Annotated in this window: 16 protein-coding genes; 8 read left to right on the top strand and 8 right to left on the bottom strand. The window is 58.3% G+C overall.

The window, feature by feature from the left end; all coding sequences use genetic code 11:
• The first annotated feature begins 26 nt into the window (after nt 1–26).
• Together bioA and PGR29_RS09350 are read left to right on the top strand one after the other, a co-directional pair.
• Nucleotides 27–1,316, top strand: coding sequence for an adenosylmethionine--8-amino-7-oxononanoate transaminase (gene bioA, locus PGR29_RS09355; protein WP_316424435.1), 1,290 nt, complete (start codon nt 27–29; stop codon nt 1,314–1,316).
• Nucleotides 1,317–1,386: 70 nt separating this feature from the next.
• On the top strand, nt 1,387–1,863 hold the full coding sequence (locus tag PGR29_RS09350) for a kinase inhibitor (protein ID WP_015704792.1): 477 nt from the start codon (nt 1,387–1,389) through the stop codon (nt 1,861–1,863).
• 513 nt (nt 1,864–2,376) lie between these two features.
• On the opposite strand, the gene PGR29_RS09345 is transcribed toward PGR29_RS09350, so the two are convergent.
• The 6 genes from PGR29_RS09345 to hutI form a co-directional block, all read right to left on the bottom strand.
• Nucleotides 2,377–3,759, bottom strand: coding sequence for an amino acid permease (locus PGR29_RS09345; protein ID WP_316424434.1), 1,383 nt, complete (start codon nt 3,757–3,759; stop codon nt 2,377–2,379).
• Nucleotides 3,760–3,858: 99 nt separating this feature from the next.
• Nucleotides 3,859–5,394 carry a histidine ammonia-lyase gene (hutH, locus tag PGR29_RS09340; protein WP_213794627.1) on the bottom strand — a complete coding sequence of 512 codons (1,536 nt, stop codon included), beginning with the start codon at nt 5,392–5,394 and terminating at the stop codon, nt 3,859–3,861.
• Complete coding sequence (hutU, locus tag PGR29_RS09335; RefSeq protein WP_316424433.1) at nt 5,391–7,079, bottom strand: urocanate hydratase; 1,689 nt, start codon at nt 7,077–7,079, stop codon at nt 5,391–5,393. Before hutU ends, hutH begins: the two co-directional genes overlap by 4 nt.
• A gap of 142 nt (nt 7,080–7,221) precedes the next feature.
• Nucleotides 7,222–7,947 (bottom strand): histidine utilization repressor, encoded by a 726-nt coding sequence (locus PGR29_RS09330; protein ID WP_087860047.1) that lies wholly within the window; start codon nt 7,945–7,947, stop codon nt 7,222–7,224.
• Nucleotides 7,948–8,008: 61 nt separating this feature from the next.
• Nucleotides 8,009–8,965, bottom strand: coding sequence for a formimidoylglutamase (hutG, locus tag PGR29_RS09325; protein ID WP_316424432.1), 957 nt, complete (start codon nt 8,963–8,965; stop codon nt 8,009–8,011).
• On the bottom strand, nt 8,962–10,221 hold the full coding sequence (gene hutI / locus PGR29_RS09320; RefSeq protein WP_271032783.1) for an imidazolonepropionase: 1,260 nt from the start codon (nt 10,219–10,221) through the stop codon (nt 8,962–8,964). The genes hutG and hutI overlap by 4 nt, the downstream gene beginning before the upstream one ends.
• Nucleotides 10,222–10,434: 213 nt before the next feature.
• On the opposite strand from hutI, the gene PGR29_RS09315 reads away from it, so the two are divergent.
• From PGR29_RS09315 to PGR29_RS09300, 4 genes are all read left to right on the top strand, one after another.
• Complete coding sequence (locus PGR29_RS09315; RefSeq protein WP_087860050.1) at nt 10,435–11,718, top strand: putative acyl-CoA thioester hydrolase; 1,284 nt, start codon at nt 10,435–10,437, stop codon at nt 11,716–11,718.
• Nucleotides 11,719–11,893: 175 nt separating this feature from the next.
• Nucleotides 11,894–12,433 (top strand): tetratricopeptide repeat protein, encoded by a 540-nt coding sequence (locus PGR29_RS09310; RefSeq protein WP_316424431.1) that lies wholly within the window; start codon nt 11,894–11,896, stop codon nt 12,431–12,433.
• Between the two features lie 18 nt (nt 12,434–12,451).
• On the top strand, nt 12,452–12,985 hold the full coding sequence (locus tag PGR29_RS09305; protein WP_271032787.1) for an RNA polymerase sigma factor: 534 nt from the start codon (nt 12,452–12,454) through the stop codon (nt 12,983–12,985).
• Nucleotides 12,982–13,776, top strand: a complete 795-nt coding sequence (locus PGR29_RS09300) for an anti-sigma factor family protein (protein WP_316424430.1) — start codon at nt 12,982–12,984, stop codon at nt 13,774–13,776. Before PGR29_RS09305 ends, PGR29_RS09300 begins: the two co-directional genes overlap by 4 nt.
• Here PGR29_RS09300 and blc read toward each other — a convergent pair.
• Nucleotides 13,773–14,306 carry an outer membrane lipoprotein Blc gene (blc, locus tag PGR29_RS09295; protein WP_087860053.1) on the bottom strand — a complete coding sequence of 178 codons (534 nt, stop codon included), beginning with the start codon at nt 14,304–14,306 and terminating at the stop codon, nt 13,773–13,775. The genes PGR29_RS09300 and blc overlap by 4 nt on opposite strands.
• A gap of 391 nt (nt 14,307–14,697) precedes the next feature.
• Between blc and PGR29_RS09290 the strand changes: the two genes are divergently transcribed.
• Together PGR29_RS09290 and PGR29_RS09285 are read left to right on the top strand one after the other, a co-directional pair.
• On the top strand, nt 14,698–14,910 hold the full coding sequence (locus PGR29_RS09290; RefSeq protein WP_213794624.1) for a hypothetical protein: 213 nt from the start codon (nt 14,698–14,700) through the stop codon (nt 14,908–14,910).
• 28 nt (nt 14,911–14,938) lie between these two features.
• The gene (locus tag PGR29_RS09285) at nt 14,939–15,493 is read left to right on the top strand and encodes a helix-turn-helix transcriptional regulator (protein WP_113373885.1); all 555 of its coding nucleotides are present in this window, start codon (nt 14,939–14,941) and stop codon (nt 15,491–15,493) included.
• A gap of 53 nt (nt 15,494–15,546) precedes the next feature.
• Here PGR29_RS09285 and PGR29_RS09280 read toward each other — a convergent pair whose 3' ends face one another.
• A complete protein-coding gene (locus tag PGR29_RS09280; RefSeq protein ID WP_087860056.1) occupies nt 15,547–16,281 on the bottom strand; it encodes a MerR family transcriptional regulator in 735 nt (244 codons plus the stop codon).
• Nucleotides 16,282–16,390 lie beyond the last annotated feature (109 nt).

The following is a 16,390-nucleotide window of genomic DNA, read 5'->3' as shown; positions in this document are numbered from 1 at the left end:
TTTTCAAAATGGTTTACAAGTCGCTTATGACACTGGACGATCTCGCTTTCGATCGGCGCCACATCTGGCACCCCTACACCTCTATGACTTCCCCCCTGCCGGTCTACCCGGTGGTTTCCGCCCACGGTTGCGAGCTGTCCCTCGCCGGCGGCGAACAGCTGATTGATGGCATGTCCTCCTGGTGGGCGGCGATCCACGGCTACAATCACCCGCGCCTGAATGCGGCGATGAAAGCGCAGATCGACCAGATGTCGCACGTGATGTTCGGCGGGATCACCCATCCGTCGGCGGTGGCGCTATGTCGCCAACTGGTGGCGATGACGCCGGAATCGCTGGAGTGCGTTTTCCTCGCCGATTCCGGTTCGGTGGCGGTAGAAGTGGCGATGAAAATGGCGCTGCAGTACTGGCAGGCTAAAGGCCAACCGCGCCGTCGTTTCCTGACCTTCCGCAACGGCTATCACGGTGACACCTTCGGCGCGATGTCGGTCTGCGATCCGCAGAACTCGATGCACAGCCTGTGGCAGGGCTACCTGCCGGATAATCTGTTTGCCCCCGCGCCGCAAAGCCGCTTCGATGGCGAGTGGGATGAGATGGATATGGTGCCGTTTGCCCGCCTGATGGCCGCGCATCGCCACGAAATCGCCGCGGTGATCCTCGAACCGGTAGTCCAGGGCGCCGGCGGGATGCGCATGTACCACCCGGAGTGGTTGAAGCGAGTGCGTAAAATGTGCGACCGGGAAGGGATTTTGCTGATCGCCGATGAGATTGCCACCGGCTTTGGCCGTACCGGCAAACTGTTCGCCTGTGAACACGCTGGCATTTCCGCCGATATTTTGTGTCTGGGTAAAGCGCTGACCGGCGGTACCATGACCCTTTCCGCCGCTATAACCACCCGAACGGTAGCTAAAACCATCAGCGATGGTGAAGCCGGTTGCTTTATGCACGGCCCCACCTTTATGGGCAATCCGCTGGCCTGTGCGGTGGCAAGCGAAAGCCTGCGCCTGCTGGAGAGCGGCGAATGGCAACAGCAGGTGGCGGCGATTGAAGCCCAGCTGAAGGCCGAGCTGGCTCCGGCACGAGAGTCAGAATGGGTCGCCGACGTGCGCGTACTGGGCGCGATTGGCGTGGTTGAAACCCGGCATCCGGTCAACATGGCCGCTCTGCAGCGCTTTTTCGTTGAACAAGGGGTGTGGATCCGCCCGTTTGGCCGGCTGATTTACCTGATGCCGCCGTATGTCATCAGCCCACAACAGCTGACTCGCCTGACCCGTGCGGTCAACGCGGCGGTACGGGAAGAAACATTTTTTAGCGAATAAACAGCGGAATTGCGCCGTCGGGAAGGCTACACTTCTTTGTTAATCAGCGTATTATCAACGAGGATGAAGCATGAAACTGACCAGTCACGATCTGCAAGACGGCGGCAAGCTGCCTAATCGTCACGTATTCAACGGTATGGGGTACGATGGCGATAATCTTTCGCCGCATCTGATGTGGGACGACGTCCCTGCGGGAACTAAAAGCTTTGTCGTTACCTGCTACGACCCGGATGCGCCGACCGGCTCCGGCTGGTGGCACTGGGTGGTAGCCAACCTGCCTGCCGATACTCGGGTTTTGCCGCAGGGGGCCGGTTCCGGTCAGGCGGAGCTACCGGAAGAGGCCATTCAGACCCGCACCGATTTTGGTAAGGCAGGCTACGGCGGCGCCGCGCCGCCGAAGGGTGAAACCCACCGCTACATTTTTACCGTGCACGCGCTGGATATCGATAAGATTGATGTCGATGCCGAGGCGAGCGGCGCGATGGTCGGCTTTAATGTCCATTTCCATTCGCTCGCCAGCGCTTCCATCACCGCCCTGTTCAGTTAATTATCCCCCCGGATAGCGGCTTGCGCCTTATCCGGGCTACTCGCGGCACCGGTATATTGTCGGGTGGCGCTGCGCTTACCCGACCTACGGTCCGTGCGGCCTGCCTTTAATTTATTCACCATGCTTGCTGAAACTGCCGTTGTTGGCGGCCTCAAAATCGCTGAGACGTTCCCGGAAGGCCGGGGCAGCCCGCATGGATGCGGGCTGAGGGCCGTGTTTTGCAAGGACGCTGCCTCGGCCCGACCCGAAGCCTGCAGGGATAAGTCGAAGGTACCACGAAGTGGCGATTTTGGCGGCCAGAGCCCGGGGGTACAGGGGGCGGCGGCGACTGGCCGCCCCCTGTGCGCTCCCTGCGCCATGAGGGACATAACGCAGAAGAAATATTGGGAGCGCAATGTGTCGGAATTAACACAAAGCACATGTTTTCCCCGACCAAAACCGTTGCAAACCGATAACAGTATCTACGGTCCAAACGTAGCCCCGGTAAGCGCAGCGCCACCGGGGAGATTAACCTTACTGTTCAGTGGCTACCTGCAGCGCGGTTTTACGCACGCGAGCGTACCACACCACCGTCAGCAGCCCCAGCCAGACCAGCCCGGCTAACAGCGCCACGCGCGTCTCTTCCACCATTCCCAGCACGGCGATCACCAGCCCCATAAACAGTAGCGTCAACAGCGGGCCAACCGGCCAGAAGGGGATCGGGAATTCAATCTTACTGCGCTCTTCGGCCGACAAACCGCGGCGCATCGAGAAATGAGAGAGCAGGATCATCAACCACACCCAGACGGTGGCGAACGCCGCCAGCGAGGCAATCAGGACAAAGACCTGTTCCGGCATCAGATAGTTAAGCACCACCGCCACCAGCAGCGCCACGCCCATCACCACGACCGTCATCCAGGGTACGCCGTTGCTGGCGATCCGCTGGAAGCACTTCGGCGCCAGCCCCTCTTTCGACATACCGTACATCATGCGTCCGGCGCCAAAAATATCGCTGTTAATCGCCGAGATACTGGCGCTAATCACGATGATATTCAGCACGGTCGCCGCCGCCGGGATCCCGAGGCCATCGAAGATCAGCACAAACGGGCTGCCCTGCTCGCCAAAACTATTCCACGGGAATATCGCCATCAGCACCGCCAGGGTGCAGACGTAAAACAGGATAATACGCAGCGGAATGGTGTTGATGGCCTGTGGGATAACCTTCTTCGGGTTCTGCGCTTCCGCCGCGGTGACGCCGATAATTTCCACACCGCCAAAAGCGAACATCACGATGCCAAGCGAGGCGATGACCCCCTGCCAGCCATTTGGCGCAAAGCCGCCATGGCTCCACAGATTTTCCAGCCCGGTGGCCGGGAAACTATGGCCAAAGCCAAAGAAGATGATCCCCGCGCCCGCCGCCATCATGGCGATAATCGCCACCACTTTAATCAGCGACAGCCAGAACTCCATCTCGCCGAACACCCGTACGTTGCACAGGTTCATCGCGCCAATAAAGAAGATGATACTAAGGATCCAGATCCAGCGCGGCACATCGGGATACCACAACCCCATATAGATACCGAACGCGGTGACGTCGGCCAGCGCCACGATCACCATTTCAAAGGTGTAGGTCCAGCCGGTAATAAATCCGGCCAGCGGCCCGAGATACTGGCGAGCGTAGCTGCCGAAGGAGCCGGAAACCGGATTGCGCACCGCCATTTCACCCAGCGCGCGCATGACCATAAAGACCGCCGCGCCGCCTATCAGATAGGCCAGCAGTACCGCCGGCCCCGCCGCCTTAATGGCGGAGGCCGAACCGTAGAATAGCCCGGTGCCGATAGCGGAACCGAGCGCAATAAAACGAATGTGTCGGGCATTCAGCCCGCGCAGCAGATGCGGTTTGTGTTGTTGTTGCATATACAGGTGTCCTGGTTTTTTTATATGACGACAAATATGCGATGTAGGACGGCCGGGGGGATGACATCCCCCCGACGCGGGTACAGAGAACAACGGTGATTAATTCAGGCCAGGCAATACGGCAGGCAGCAGACGCGTCAGGTGACGTGCGGCCAAAAGCTCGGTGGCATTTTCAATATCAGGAGCGAAGAAACGGTCTTGGGTATAATGCGGCACGCGTTCGCGCAGCAGATGACGCGCCTCTTCCAGCAGCGGACTGGTGGTCAGCCCTTCGCGCATATCCAGCCCCTGCGCCGCCGCCAGCCACTCGACGGCCAGCACTCCGCGGGTGTTTTCCGCCATCGCCCACAGGCGACGACCGGCAGCCGGCGCCATCGAGACGTGGTCTTCCTGGTTCGCGGAAGTTGGCAGGCTGTCAACGCTATGCGGGTGCGACAGCGCTTTGTTTTCACTGGCTAAAGCCGCCGCCGTGACCTGAGCAATCATAAAGCCGGAGTTGACGCCGCCATTTTTCACGAGGAATGGCGGCAGCTGCGACATATGGCTGTCCATCATCAGCGCGATACGACGCTCGGAGAGCGAGCCGATTTCCGCGATCGCCAGCGCGATATTATCCGCCGCCATCGCTACCGGTTCGGCATGGAAGTTACCGCCGGAGATGACGTCATTTTCAGCGGCAAAGACCAGCGGGTTATCGGAGACCGCATTCGCTTCGGCTAACAGTACTTCCGCCGCCTGGCGGATCTGCGTCAGGCAGGCGCCCATCACCTGCGGCTGACAGCGCAGAGAGTACGGATCCTGTACCTTGGCGCAGTTATGGTGCGACTGCGAAATCGCGCTGTCATCGGTCAACAGGTGGCGATACAGCGCCGCCGCATCAATCTGGCCACGCTGGCCGCGTACCTCATGAATACGCGCATCGAACGGACGACGCGAGCCCAGCGCCGCTTCGGTGGTTAACGCTCCGCAAACGACCGCTGAGGCGAACAGATCTTCGGCTTCGAACAGGCCGCGCAGCGCAAAGGCCGTCGACGCTTGGGTGCCGTTCAGCAGCGCCAGACCTTCTTTCGCCGCCAGGGTAATCGGCTCCAGCCCCGCCTGACGTAACGCTTCCGACGCCGGCAGCCATTCGCCGCCGCGTACCCGCGCTTTGCCTTCGCCAAGTAGCGTCAGCGACATATGCGCCAGCGGCGCGAGGTCGCCTGAAGCGCCGACGGAACCTTTCGCCGGGATCCACGGCGTCACGCCGGCATTGACCAGACCAATCAGCGCCTGGATCACGCTCAGGCGGATCCCGGAGAAGCCGCGAGACAGGCTGTTAATCTTCAGCACCATAATCAGGCGCGCCAGATCATCGTCCAGCGGCTCGCCAACGCCCGCCGCATGGGATAACACCAGTGAACGCTGCAGGTTCTCCAGATCTTCCGTCGAGATACGGGTCTGGGCCAGCAGGCCAAAACCGGTGTTAATACCGTAGGCGGTCCGCCCTTCGGCAAGGATGGCGTTGACGCAGGCCACGCTCTCATCGATTGCCGCAAACGCGCTGCTATCGAGGGTGATGTTCAGCGGGTGGCTGTAAACGTCGCGGAGCTGCGACAGGCTCAGTTGCCCCGGAATTAGCGTTAAAGATTTCATTTAGCGTTCCCCTGCGTTGCCGCAACCATCGGAAGATTCAGACCCTGTTCCGCCGCACATTCAATGGCGATATCGTAACCCGCATCGGCATGACGCATTACGCCGGTCGCCGGGTCATTATGCAGGACGCGAGCGATACGCGCCGCCGCTTCATCGGTACCATCACAGACGATAACCATCCCGGAGTGCTGCGAGAAGCCCATGCCTACGCCGCCGCCGTGGTGCAGCGAGACCCAGGTCGCGCCGCTGGCGGTGTTAAGCAGTGCGTTGAGCAGCGGCCAGTCGGATACCGCATCCGAACCGTCGCGCATGGCTTCGGTTTCGCGGTTCGGGCTGGCGACGGAGCCGGAATCAAGGTGATCGCGGCCAATCACGATCGGCGCGGAGACTTCGCCGCTACGCACCATTTCGTTAAAGGCCAGCCCCAGCTTCTGCCGCCACTCCAGACCTACCCAGCAGATACGCGCCGGCAGTCCCTGGAAGCTAATGCGCTCGCGCGCCATATCCAGCCAGTGGTGCAGATGCTTATCATCTTTAATGATCTCTTTCACTTTCGCGTCGGTTTTGTAGATATCCTGCGGATCGCCGGACAGCGCCACCCAACGGAACGGGCCGATACCGCGGCAGAACAGCGGGCGGATATACGCCGGCACGAAGCCCGGGAAATCGAAGGCGTTGCTGACGCCCATTTCCTGCGCCATCTGGCGGATGTTGTTGCCGTAGTCGAAGGTCGGTACGCCCATTTCATTAAAGGCCAGCATCGCCTGAACGTGATCGGCCATCGAGCGTTTGGCCGCCAGAATAGTGCCTTGCGGATCGGATTCGGCTTTCTGCTGATACTCTTCCCAGCTCCAGCCTTTCGGCAGATAGCCGTGCAGCGGGTCGTGGGCGCTGGTCTGGTCGGTGACCATATCCGGGCGCACGCCGCGTTTCACCAGTTCCGGAACGATATCCGCGGCGTTGCCGCACAGCGCGATAGAGATAGCGCGGCCTTCGGTGGTATATTTTTTGATGCGCGCCAGGGCGTCATCCAGAGAAGTGGCCTGTTCATCCACGTAGCGGGTACGCAGACGGAAATCGATGCGGCTCTGCTGACATTCAATGTTCAGCGAGCAGGCGCCTGCCAGCGTCGCGGCCAGCGGCTGCGCGCCGCCCATGCCGCCCAGACCGGCGGTTAACACCCAACGGCCTTTCAGGCTGCCCTGATAGTGCTGGCGACCGGCTTCGACGAAGGTTTCATAGGTGCCCTGTACGATGCCCTGGCTACCGATGTAGATCCAGCTGCCGGCGGTCATCTGGCCGTACATCGCCAGCCCTTTGGCATCCAGTTCGTTGAAGTGTTCCCAGGTAGCCCAGTGCGGAACCAGGTTGGAGTTAGCGATCAGCACGCGCGGCGAGTTTTCATGCGTTTTAAATACGCCGACCGGTTTACCGGACTGCACCAGCAGGGTCTCATCGCTTTCCAGGTTTTTCAGCGCCTTCACGATAGCGTCATAGCATTCCCAGTTGCGCGCAGCGCGACCAATACCGCCATAGACCACCAGCTCATGCGGGTTTTCGGCGACATCGGGATCGAGGTTATTCATTAACATACGCAGCGGCGCTTCGGTCAACCAGCTCTTGGCGGTCAGCGTCGTGCCTCTCGGGGCACGTACGTCCAGCTGGCGATATTTGCTTTGCGACATCGGGGTTTCTCCTGACAATTAACGTTGTGTACGTAGATACATATACTTGTCTATACAACTCTACGCAAGCCAGGATTTAACAGAAATGATACAATTTTGTTATATTGCGTCAGCAATCACGTTTTGCTGACGCCAGGGGAAATTACGAGCTGAAATGGCCCTGCAGACGGTAGCGCGCGCCCGGGAACAGCAGGCGAGCGTGTGAGACAATATGCGTCGTCGACCAGGTTCGGCGGCGAATAAGCAGACAGGGATCGTGCGGCATGATGCGCAGCAGCGCGCACTCTTCTGACGTTGCCTGCACCGCCTCGACAATATGTTCGCCTTCGGTTAACGGCGCGATGAGCGATAGATAATCATGCGGCGTGGTGGCGGTGTAATCCTGTAATAGATAGTCCGGCACCACCGCGGCATTGACGCAGCGATCTTCGATTTGTACCGGGACCTCGTTTTCAAAATGCACCATCAGCGAATGGAAGATACGCGTGCCTTCGGCGACGTTGAGCGCCTCCGCCTGGATAACATCCGCTTCGGTCTCCTCTAAAAGCAGCACGTCGCAGCGGTGCTGGTGACGGCGGGAGGCAATCTCATCGGCTATGCTGCGCACTTCAAACAGCGCCGACTGCCCTTTCGGCTCGGCGACGAAGGTACCGACGCCCTGTAGCCTCACCAACAAGCCTTCATCCGTCAGCTCGCGCAGCGCGCGGTTGATGGTCATGCGGCTGAAGCCGAACTGGGCGACCAGTTCAGCCTCCGAGGGAATTCGGTCGTGCGGACGCCACTCGCCGCGGTGGATCTTTTCGCTGATCGCCTGCTTCACCTTTTCATAGAAAGGCGCGGGCGCGGAACGAGGTTGTTGTGCAAACATGGCCTGGCTTTCCTTATGCGTAATAAGCGGAGCGGCGAAACGAAAATAATAGCGCGGATCGCTAGCGCCACCAATGGGCGATTTGCCATGCCAGACGGGCCGCCGCGCGAGCGCCCTGTCCGTCGACGTCAAATTGCGGATTAAACTCGACCAAATCCACCGCCTGTAGCTTACCGCTGCGGCACAACGGCTCGACGATCCGCAACAGGGTCGCCAGCGGCACGCCCAGCGCCGCCGGCGCGGAAACCGCCGGCATTTCGCGCGCCGGCAGCACGTCGAGATCGATAGTCAGATACAGACGGTCGAATTGCGCGATATTGCGCTCAAGCTCCGGCAACACGCGAGTTTCGAAGGCCTCCAGCACCTCCAGATCCTCAACGATAGCCACCTGACGGCGCGCCGCTTCATCCCATAACGCCTGGGTGTTCGCCGCCCGGCTGACGCCAATGCAGGTATAATGAAAACCTCGCTGCTGCGCTTCACACTCCAGCGCCAACTGGCGGAACGGCGTCCCGGAGCTGGCGCATTCGGCAAAGCGTAAATCAAGATGCGCATCGAGATTAATAATACCCACCTTTTCGCCCGGGAAGGCATCCAGTACCCCAGCGCCGTGGCCGAAGGCCGTCTCGTGGCCGCCGCCCAGCACCAGCGTGCGTTTGCCGGCGCGTTGACAGGCGACCACCGCCTCGCGCAGCGCCTGATGTGCGGCTTCTAACTGTTCGCCATCGACGCTAATCGTGCCCATGTCTACGCAGCGGTCATGGCCCTGATGGCTGGCCATATTGGCCAACGCCCGGCGTAGCGTTTCCGGGCCATGTCCGGCGCCGGTACGACCTTTATTACGCCGTACGCCTTCGTCGCAGGCGAAGCCGAGCAGCGCGATATCGCCGGGAATCTCCTGCGGCGCAAAGCGTTCCGCGCGGGCGATGGTCTGGAACAGGCGCAGCGCATTGGGCGCCTCCGCGCTATCATCGCGCCCCTGCCAAAGGTTGGCGGGCGTAGCTTGCCACAGCATCATTGCAGTTCTCCTCGTACCACGCGCCCCCAGAGCGGCGCGCGCCCCGGCTCATACACCATCTCGACCGGATGCTCGGCATCCCAGATGGCGAAGTTTGCGACAAAGCCCGCCGCCAGCTGACCGTGACTCTCCTGTCGCCCCAGCGCCCGCGCGGCATGGCGAGTCACCCCGGCCCAGGCCTCTTCCGGCGTTAAACCAAACTTGACGCAGGCCATATTCATCGCCAGGTGCAGGCTGGCGAAGGGGCTGGTGCCCGGGTTGAAATCGGTCGCCACCGCCATCGGCACCTGGTACTTGCGCAGCAGTTCCACCGGCGGTTTGCGGGTTTCGTTAAGGAAGTAGAACGCGCCGGGGAGCAGGGCCGCCACGGTGCCGCTTTCGCGCATCGCCGCCACGCCCTCTTCCGTCAGATACTCGATATGGTCGGCGGAAAGCCCATGATAGCGGCTCACCAGCTGAGCGCCGCCCAGCGACGAGAGCTGCTCAACGTGGCCTTTTACCGGAATGCCCAGCGCCTGCGCGGCCTGAAATACGCGCTCGGTTTGCTGTGGACTGAAGCCGACGTTTTCACAGAAGACGTCAACGCTTTCAAACAGCCCCTCTTGCCACAGCATCGGCAGTATGGTCTCGCAGACCAGCGAGATATAGCCATCGGCGTCGCCATGATATTCCGGCGGCGTGGCGTGGGCGGAGAGCAGCGTCGCCGACAGTTCCACTCCGTTGTCGTCGGCCAGTTTTCGGGCGACCCGCAACATTTTGCGTTCGTTTTGCAGATCGAGACCGTAGCCTGATTTAATCTCCAGCGTTGTCACCCCTTCACGAAGCAGGCGAGCGAGACGCGGCTGCGCCAGCGCCAGTAGTTCAGCTTCGCTGCTTTCGCGCGTGGCGCGCACGGTGGAGTTAATGCCGCCGCCGTTGGCGCTGATGGTTTGATACGACACGCCGTTCAGCCGCTGCTCCCACTCCTGCGCCCGGCTGCCGCCAAAAATCAGGTGCGTGTGGCAGTCAATAAGACCCGGCGTCAGCAGCCGGCCTTCGAGGTCGATATGACGCCCTGCCGGGGCATCAGCATCGTCGACGATCGCCTCGATGCGGCCATTACGCACCAGCAGCGCATGGCGCTCCAGCAGGCCATACGGTTGGGAATAATCAGGGTTCAGGGTGGCGAGACGCGCGTTTCGCCAGATAACGAGTTCAGAGGTGGCTTCAGTCATAGCATTCAACTTGTCATGGGTTGTATAGACATTTATTTTCATAACGCCGGTAATGTCAATAAAAGCGCGGGTAAATGTTATTTTTTTGTGACTAAAGACGTTCCGTCAGCGCTTCGCGTTGCGTAAAGAAGTGAAGTTTTTGAACTGGCATCTTCCCGTTTCGTTCAAGTTAGTATAAAACAGCAGGTTTTAAAGGACTTATACCCTGTCGCGCACAAAGGGTATGTAACTTTGCATATTATCGCCCGGAGCAACATGAACACATATTCCGTTTCCCGTCTGGCGCTGGCGCTGGCCTTCGGCGTGACGCTGTCCGCCTGTAGCTCGACGCCTGCCGATCAAAAGCCCTCAACGCAGACTGCACCGGGCAATACCGCACGGCCGATTCTTAGCGCCGATGAAGCGAAAAACTTTACTCAAGCGGCCTATTTCCAGTCGCTGACGCCGAATGCCGCCGCGTGGACGCCATCCGCTATCAGCCTGCCGGCGCAGCCTGATTTCATCGTCGGCCCAGCGGGCGCCCAGGGCGTGACCCACACGACTATTCAGGCCGCGGTCGATGCGGCGATTGCCCGTCACTCTGCCCGTCGCCTGTTCATCGCCGTTATGCCGGGCGAATATGCGGGTACCGTCTACGTACCTGCCGCGCCGGGCGCGCTGACGATTTATGGTACCGGTGAAAACCCTGCCGACGTCAAAATCAGCGAAGCAATTGATTCCGAAATGGACCGTAATAGCTGGCGTCATCTGGTTAATCCGGGCGGCAAATACATGCCGGGCAAGCCCGCGTGGTATATGTTCGACAGTTGCCAGAGCAAATCCGCCGCCACCGTGGGCGTGATGTGTTCCGCGGTCTTCTGGTCGCAGAACAATGGCCTGCAGCTGCAGAACCTGACTATCGCCAACAATCTCGGCGATAGCGTCGATGCCGGTACCCACCAGGCGGTGGCGTTGCGCAGCGATGGCGACCAGGTGCAGATCAACAAGGTCAACATTCTTGGCCGCCAGAACACCTTCTTTGTGACCAATAGCGGCGTGCAGAACCGTCTGCAGGACAACCGTCAAACCCGCACGCTGGTGACCAATAGCTATATTGAAGGCGATGTGGATATCGTTTCCGGTCGCGGCGCGGTGGTATTTGATAATACCGATTTCCGCGTCGTGAACTCGCGTACGCAGAAAGAAGCCTACGTTTTCGCGCCGGCAACGCTGAAAAGCGTGACCTACGGCTTCCTGGCGACCAACAGCCGCTTCACCGCGTCCGGCGATAACGTCGCGCAACTGGGCCGCGCGCTGGACGTCGACGGCAACAGCAACGGCCAGGTGGTAATCCGCGATAGCGTCATCAATGAAGGCTTTAACATTGCTCAACCGTGGGCGGCGGCGGTAGGCTCTAACCGAGCCTTCAGCGGTAACGTTGGCGCGCAGGATGACAAAGGCCACCCGCAGCGTAACCTTAACGACAACGGCTTCAACCGCATGTGGGAATATAACAACCGCGGCGTGGGCAGCTTTGTGGTTGCCGCTCCGAAACAGTAATATTATCGGCCCGCGCTCCCCCCGAGCGCGGGCTTTTCTTATCGACGCATACTCTCGCCACAACGCCAATTAATAATTTTCGCCAACGGCGAATAAATCCCCCCGCTTGCGCGTTTACTCCTAAGAACCGGCAACGCGATGCCTTATCGCGTCTCTCGCCCACCTGGAGGTCACCATGAACGCACAAATTTCTCCCATCAGGCGCTTAGTCGTTCCGGCGCTGCTATTTTTGTTATATACCCCGGCGGCGTTGGCCATGGGCGATAACAGCCCGAGCAAACAAACCCCGGATTGCCCGAGCGGAGAGGCCTACGACAGCGTGAGCCAAAAATGCGTCCCGCAGAAAACCAGCAGCCTTAGCGATGAAGATAAAACCAATTATGCCTGGCATCTGGCGAAAAAAGGGGAATATCAGGCCGCGCTTAACCTGCTGGATACGCTGCACAACGCCAATACGCCTGAGGCGTGGAACTATCGCGGCTACGCCACGCGTAAGCTCGGGAGAACCGATGAAGGAATTGGCTATTATCAGCGGGCGCTGGCGCTGAAACCAGACTACGCGAAAGCCCGCGAATACCTTGGCGAGGCATGGATGGTTAAAGGACGCCCCGATCTGGCCAAACAGCAGTTGGCGGCGATTGCCGGCATTTGCGGCCAAAGCTGCGAAGAGTACCGCGATCTTCAGTCGGCAATAAACGGACATCCTGAATCCTGATAGTCGTGATTCGCCAGAATCAATAAGGATAAGAACATCGCTAACCGTATCGTTGATAGCCAACTTGCCGCCCATCTTCCTCGCCTGTGGCGCTACGGCCTCGTACTCTCGCACAACCGCGACGTCGCCGAGGAGCTGGTGCAGGCCACCTGCCTTCGCGCGCTCGAAAAGAGCGCGCAGTTTACCCCCGGCACCCGCATCGACAGGTGGCTATTCTCCATTTTACACTCCATCTGGATTTCAGAGCTGCGCGCCCGCCAGGTCCGCCTCGGCCAGGGGTTTGTCGAGTGTGAGGAGCTGGCTGCCCCTGAGCCGGGCGAGCAGGACGAGACGCAGTGGCGCTATCGGCAACTGATGCTGCGGGTTAATCAACTGCCCGAGGCGCAGCGTAATGCCGTCTTTTTGGTGTATGTCGAGGGGTTTAGTTATCAGGAAGCCGCCGAGACGCTATCGGTACCTATTGGCACCATTATGAGTCGGCTAGCCGCCGCGCGAGAAACGCTGGCCAAAACGCCGGCGATTTCGCCCCCGGCGCAGGAGAAACGCTCATGAACCCTATTCGCTTTTCCCCACCCTGGCAGGACGAGGCCATTGTCGCCTGGCTTGATGGCGAAATGTGCGCGCAGGACGCCCGCCGTTTTAGCGAAACCTTTGCCCGCGACCCGCAGCTCGCCAGCCGCACCGCCACGTTGATGAATAATCATCAGCCTTATCAACATGCTTTCGCCGCCCTGCTTGATGAAGCGCCCGTGGCGCGGATGCAGGCGAAACTGGCGCCCTACCTCACCGGGTCGGAAAGTAAAGCGCAAAATCAGGCGCGCTTCAGCCGTCGCGCGCTGATCGGCGCCTCACTGGGCCTGTTGGTTATCGGTAGCGCAACAAGTTTCTTCTGGCGGCCTGCGCCGCAGGAAGACGATGACGAGAATATTCGCCGTCTTGAAGCCCAGTACATGTCGCTATATAGCGCGGAAACCGTGGCCGATGTGGATAATTCACCCGAGATGCTCGACCGTGGCCTGCGTCGTTCGGCGCAGGATACAGGACTGTTTCTAGAACGACGGCAGCTCGCCTTGCCTGAGGCGGAGCTGAAAATGGTCCGTATGCTGCGTTACGAAAGTACCTCGATCACGCAAATCCTCTGGCTGCATACCGGTTACGGCCCGGTCGCGCTTTGTATTTCACCCGCCGCCCGGCAAACCGCCTCGCCGCCGCAAAATGAGCAGCGACAGGGCATGAACCTGCGCTGGTGGCGCCACGGCGGCTACCAGTTTGCGCTGATCGGCCGTATGCCGGCGCCCGCGCTCAACGATGCGGCGCACACCCTGCGGCAGGCGATAGTTTAAGCCTTCGCCTGCGGCACCCAGACCAGTTTGTTAACCGCAAAACCGAGCTCAGCGGCCAGGGCAAGGTATTGTTGTCGGATGTGGGTCGGAATATCCGGGGTGCGCGAAAGTAGCCATAAATAGTCGCGATTTGGCCCGCTCACCAGCGCGTATTGATAATCGTCGTCGAGCGCGATCACGTTATATCCGCCATAGAAGGGACCGAAGAACGAGACTTTCAGCGCTGCCGTGGTGGAAGCGCCGGTGAAATAGGCTTTGCCTTCGCTTTCGCGCCAGCGGTTGTTGCGCGGGTCAAATCCACGATTAAGTACGCGAATGCCGCCGTCATCACGCATGCTGTAAGTTGCCGTCACCTGCTGCAGACCTCGTTCAAAACGGTTTTCCAGGCGCGCGACTTCATACCAGCGCCCCAGATAACGGCTGGCGTCAAAGTGGTTTATCGGTTTGACTCCTCGAGGCGGCGTGGGGGTCTTACAGGCGACTAACGCCAGCGATACCGCTACCCCGGTCAGAATTGGCCATAGTTTCATCGCATTCCCTTATTCTTCACCTTCTTGGCCGACAAGTATAACCCAGAGCAGTGAGCGCCGGTCATTTTTCAGAGATTTTCACTGCTCTAATTGTACAATGACGGAAGAAAACAAATTCAATAATATCAATAAAATACACTTAACCCGACAAATAAAAATTTAATGTGTACAAATTTTTTCGCAGAAATTTGTACAAGTTTGTTCTGAGCGTCTATAGTTGACGGGTAGCTCGATTTTGCGCGGGCGTTCGGGTCAGCACTCTGCGCCGATACCGCGGTTATTTTGAGGTGGTTCCTGCTTTACCGTTGCCTGTCCGCAATGTTTTGGCGTAAACGATGAGCAAATCGTTTACGCCAGCGGCTTTTATTTTTCGCGTGGGAGATTCAGGGTTATGCACATCAAAAATACAATTCCCGCGCAGTTTATTGCTAACTGCGCATTGCTGAAAAACATTGAAAATAGCTTATTGCAGGAAAATAAAACAGTTGATGACCTTCAATTAATTACCGAGATTAACCAGCGACTGCAAACAGAAAGTAATGAAATACTTTCTGATCTCTATTTGCAGGCGTTGGATATTCTACGCCGCGGTATTCACCATTAATTCGTCCACCCGCTTCGTGGAGACCAAAATGTTCAGTAAACACACGCACATTTGTTCCGAACGCTACGACCTGTGGATTGACAACCACTATCTTCTGAGCGGCATTAGCCTCATTCTGCGTACGCTGCCAGAAAGGTGTTTCAGTAAAAAATATGTCTTTTTTACCAGCGACAGTTATTTTTCGGTATTACAACATAAATATAATCGCCGGGAGACGGTTTTTGTTTTATTAACCGAAGGCAACGATCTTAATTTTCTCAGCGAATTGCCAATGTTACGCATTCCCGCTAGATCGACGCCAGCAGAATTAAAAACATTTCTCAATCAACCCACCCGGTATTATAAAACGCATACCTCCCCTGGTGAACGGGTGCAGTTTACCGAGCGAGAAAAGAAAGTCATTCAGCTCATCAGTAATGGCGAAGCCATTGCCAGTATTGGCCGCTCGCTCAACTTGCATATTAAGACAATTTATCAAATCCGTTTGAATCTGATAAAAAAACTGGGCTGCAGCGGCAGGACAGATTTCTTTAATATCAGCCGTAGCGAAACATTTAAGTCCTGGAGTCAAATCCATCTGTAAGCACGCGCGACGTAAGCAAACAGAAACCTGCCTCACTTACAAGGCAGGTTTTTTTATTCGTTACCGTGGAAGTGAATACTGAAGCCCTGCTCCTGCCAGTGGCCCAGCAGCTCCAGCTGCAGCGGCGAGGCGGCGCGCCCGGTCCAGACGAAAATATGTTGCCCAGGAAACAGTTCCGGGCGGGGAGATTCTAACGGTTCCGCCAGCACGTTGACGTGCCAACCACGCTGCGAAAGGCGCCAGGCTTCCAGCCATAGGCCGGTGCGGTCTTCATTCCCCCACCCCACCAGCAGCGTCTCCTTGCCATTTTTCTTACGCGACTCGGCTAAAAACAGCGCCACGCAATCAATCAAAATGCCATCCAGCATGCTGCTAATAACCAGCGAGGTGTTTTGATCGAGCTTCAGCCGCTGGCGCACCGGCGCAAACAGGCTATCAAGCAGGGTGTCGACAGGATACTGATGGCTTAATGCGGTGATTTTGGCGCGGATTTTTGCCGGCTGCATATAGCGCAGGATACTCATCATCTCTTCCTGCAGTTGGGCAGATTCATCGCGTGCGGCAGGTAGCTGGCCTTCCAGCAGCGCTTTCACCTTGCCCACTGAAACGCCACGTTCTATCCAGCGCTTAATCTCTTCGATTCGCTGAATATCTTCTTCATCAAACTGACGGTGCCCGCCTTCGCTACGCTGCGGTTTCAGCAAACCGTAACGCCGCTGCCAGGCTCGAAGGGTGACCGGATTGATTCCGCAACGCTCGGCTACTTCACCGATACTGTAAAAAGCCATAAGCCGCCTTATCTCAACCTGATACTTTAGCGCCTAAACTAACGAATTTAGGCATACTGTACAACTCTCTTTTCTTGTACAGATAAAGATATCAGGTTGCAGCTCACAG

It is taken from the genome of Klebsiella sp. 141203 (assembly GCF_032601985.1).
In the GTDB taxonomy this organism is placed as follows: Bacteria; Pseudomonadota; Gammaproteobacteria; order Enterobacterales; family Enterobacteriaceae; genus Klebsiella; species Klebsiella aerogenes.
The sequence above is the reverse complement of the archived record's forward strand: the minus strand, read 5'-3'. Positions and strand labels throughout refer to the sequence as shown.

Bases quoted from the DNA above. Each gene is read 5' to 3' on its own strand.
- bioA (WP_316424435.1), top strand. From the start codon at position 27: ATGACACTGGACGATCTCGCTTTCGATCGGCGCCACATCTGGCACCCC.
- PGR29_RS09350 (WP_015704792.1), top strand. From the start codon at position 1,387: ATGAAACTGACCAGTCACGATCTGCAAGACGGCGGCAAGCTGCCTAAT.
- PGR29_RS09345 (WP_316424434.1), bottom strand. From the start codon at position 3,759: ATGCAACAACAACACAAACCGCATCTGCTGCGCGGGCTGAATGCCCGA.
- hutH (WP_213794627.1), bottom strand. From the start codon at position 5,394: ATGAAATCTTTAACGCTAATTCCGGGGCAACTGAGCCTGTCGCAGCTC.
- hutU (WP_316424433.1), bottom strand. From the start codon at position 7,079: ATGTCGCAAAGCAAATATCGCCAGCTGGACGTACGTGCCCCGAGAGGC.
- PGR29_RS09330 (WP_087860047.1), bottom strand. From the start codon at position 7,947: ATGTTTGCACAACAACCTCGTTCCGCGCCCGCGCCTTTCTATGAAAAG.
- hutG (WP_316424432.1), bottom strand. From the start codon at position 8,965: ATGATGCTGTGGCAAGCTACGCCCGCCAACCTTTGGCAGGGGCGCGAT.
- hutI (WP_271032783.1), bottom strand. From the start codon at position 10,221: ATGAAAATAAATGTCTATACAACCCATGACAAGTTGAATGCTATGACT.
- PGR29_RS09315 (WP_087860050.1), top strand. From the start codon at position 10,435: ATGAACACATATTCCGTTTCCCGTCTGGCGCTGGCGCTGGCCTTCGGC.
- PGR29_RS09310 (WP_316424431.1), top strand. From the start codon at position 11,894: ATGAACGCACAAATTTCTCCCATCAGGCGCTTAGTCGTTCCGGCGCTG.
- PGR29_RS09300 (WP_316424430.1), top strand. From the start codon at position 12,982: ATGAACCCTATTCGCTTTTCCCCACCCTGGCAGGACGAGGCCATTGTC.
- blc (WP_087860053.1), bottom strand. From the start codon at position 14,306: ATGAAACTATGGCCAATTCTGACCGGGGTAGCGGTATCGCTGGCGTTA.
- PGR29_RS09290 (WP_213794624.1), top strand. From the start codon at position 14,698: ATGCACATCAAAAATACAATTCCCGCGCAGTTTATTGCTAACTGCGCA.
- PGR29_RS09285 (WP_113373885.1), top strand. From the start codon at position 14,939: ATGTTCAGTAAACACACGCACATTTGTTCCGAACGCTACGACCTGTGG.
- PGR29_RS09280 (WP_087860056.1), bottom strand. From the start codon at position 16,281: ATGGCTTTTTACAGTATCGGTGAAGTAGCCGAGCGTTGCGGAATCAAT.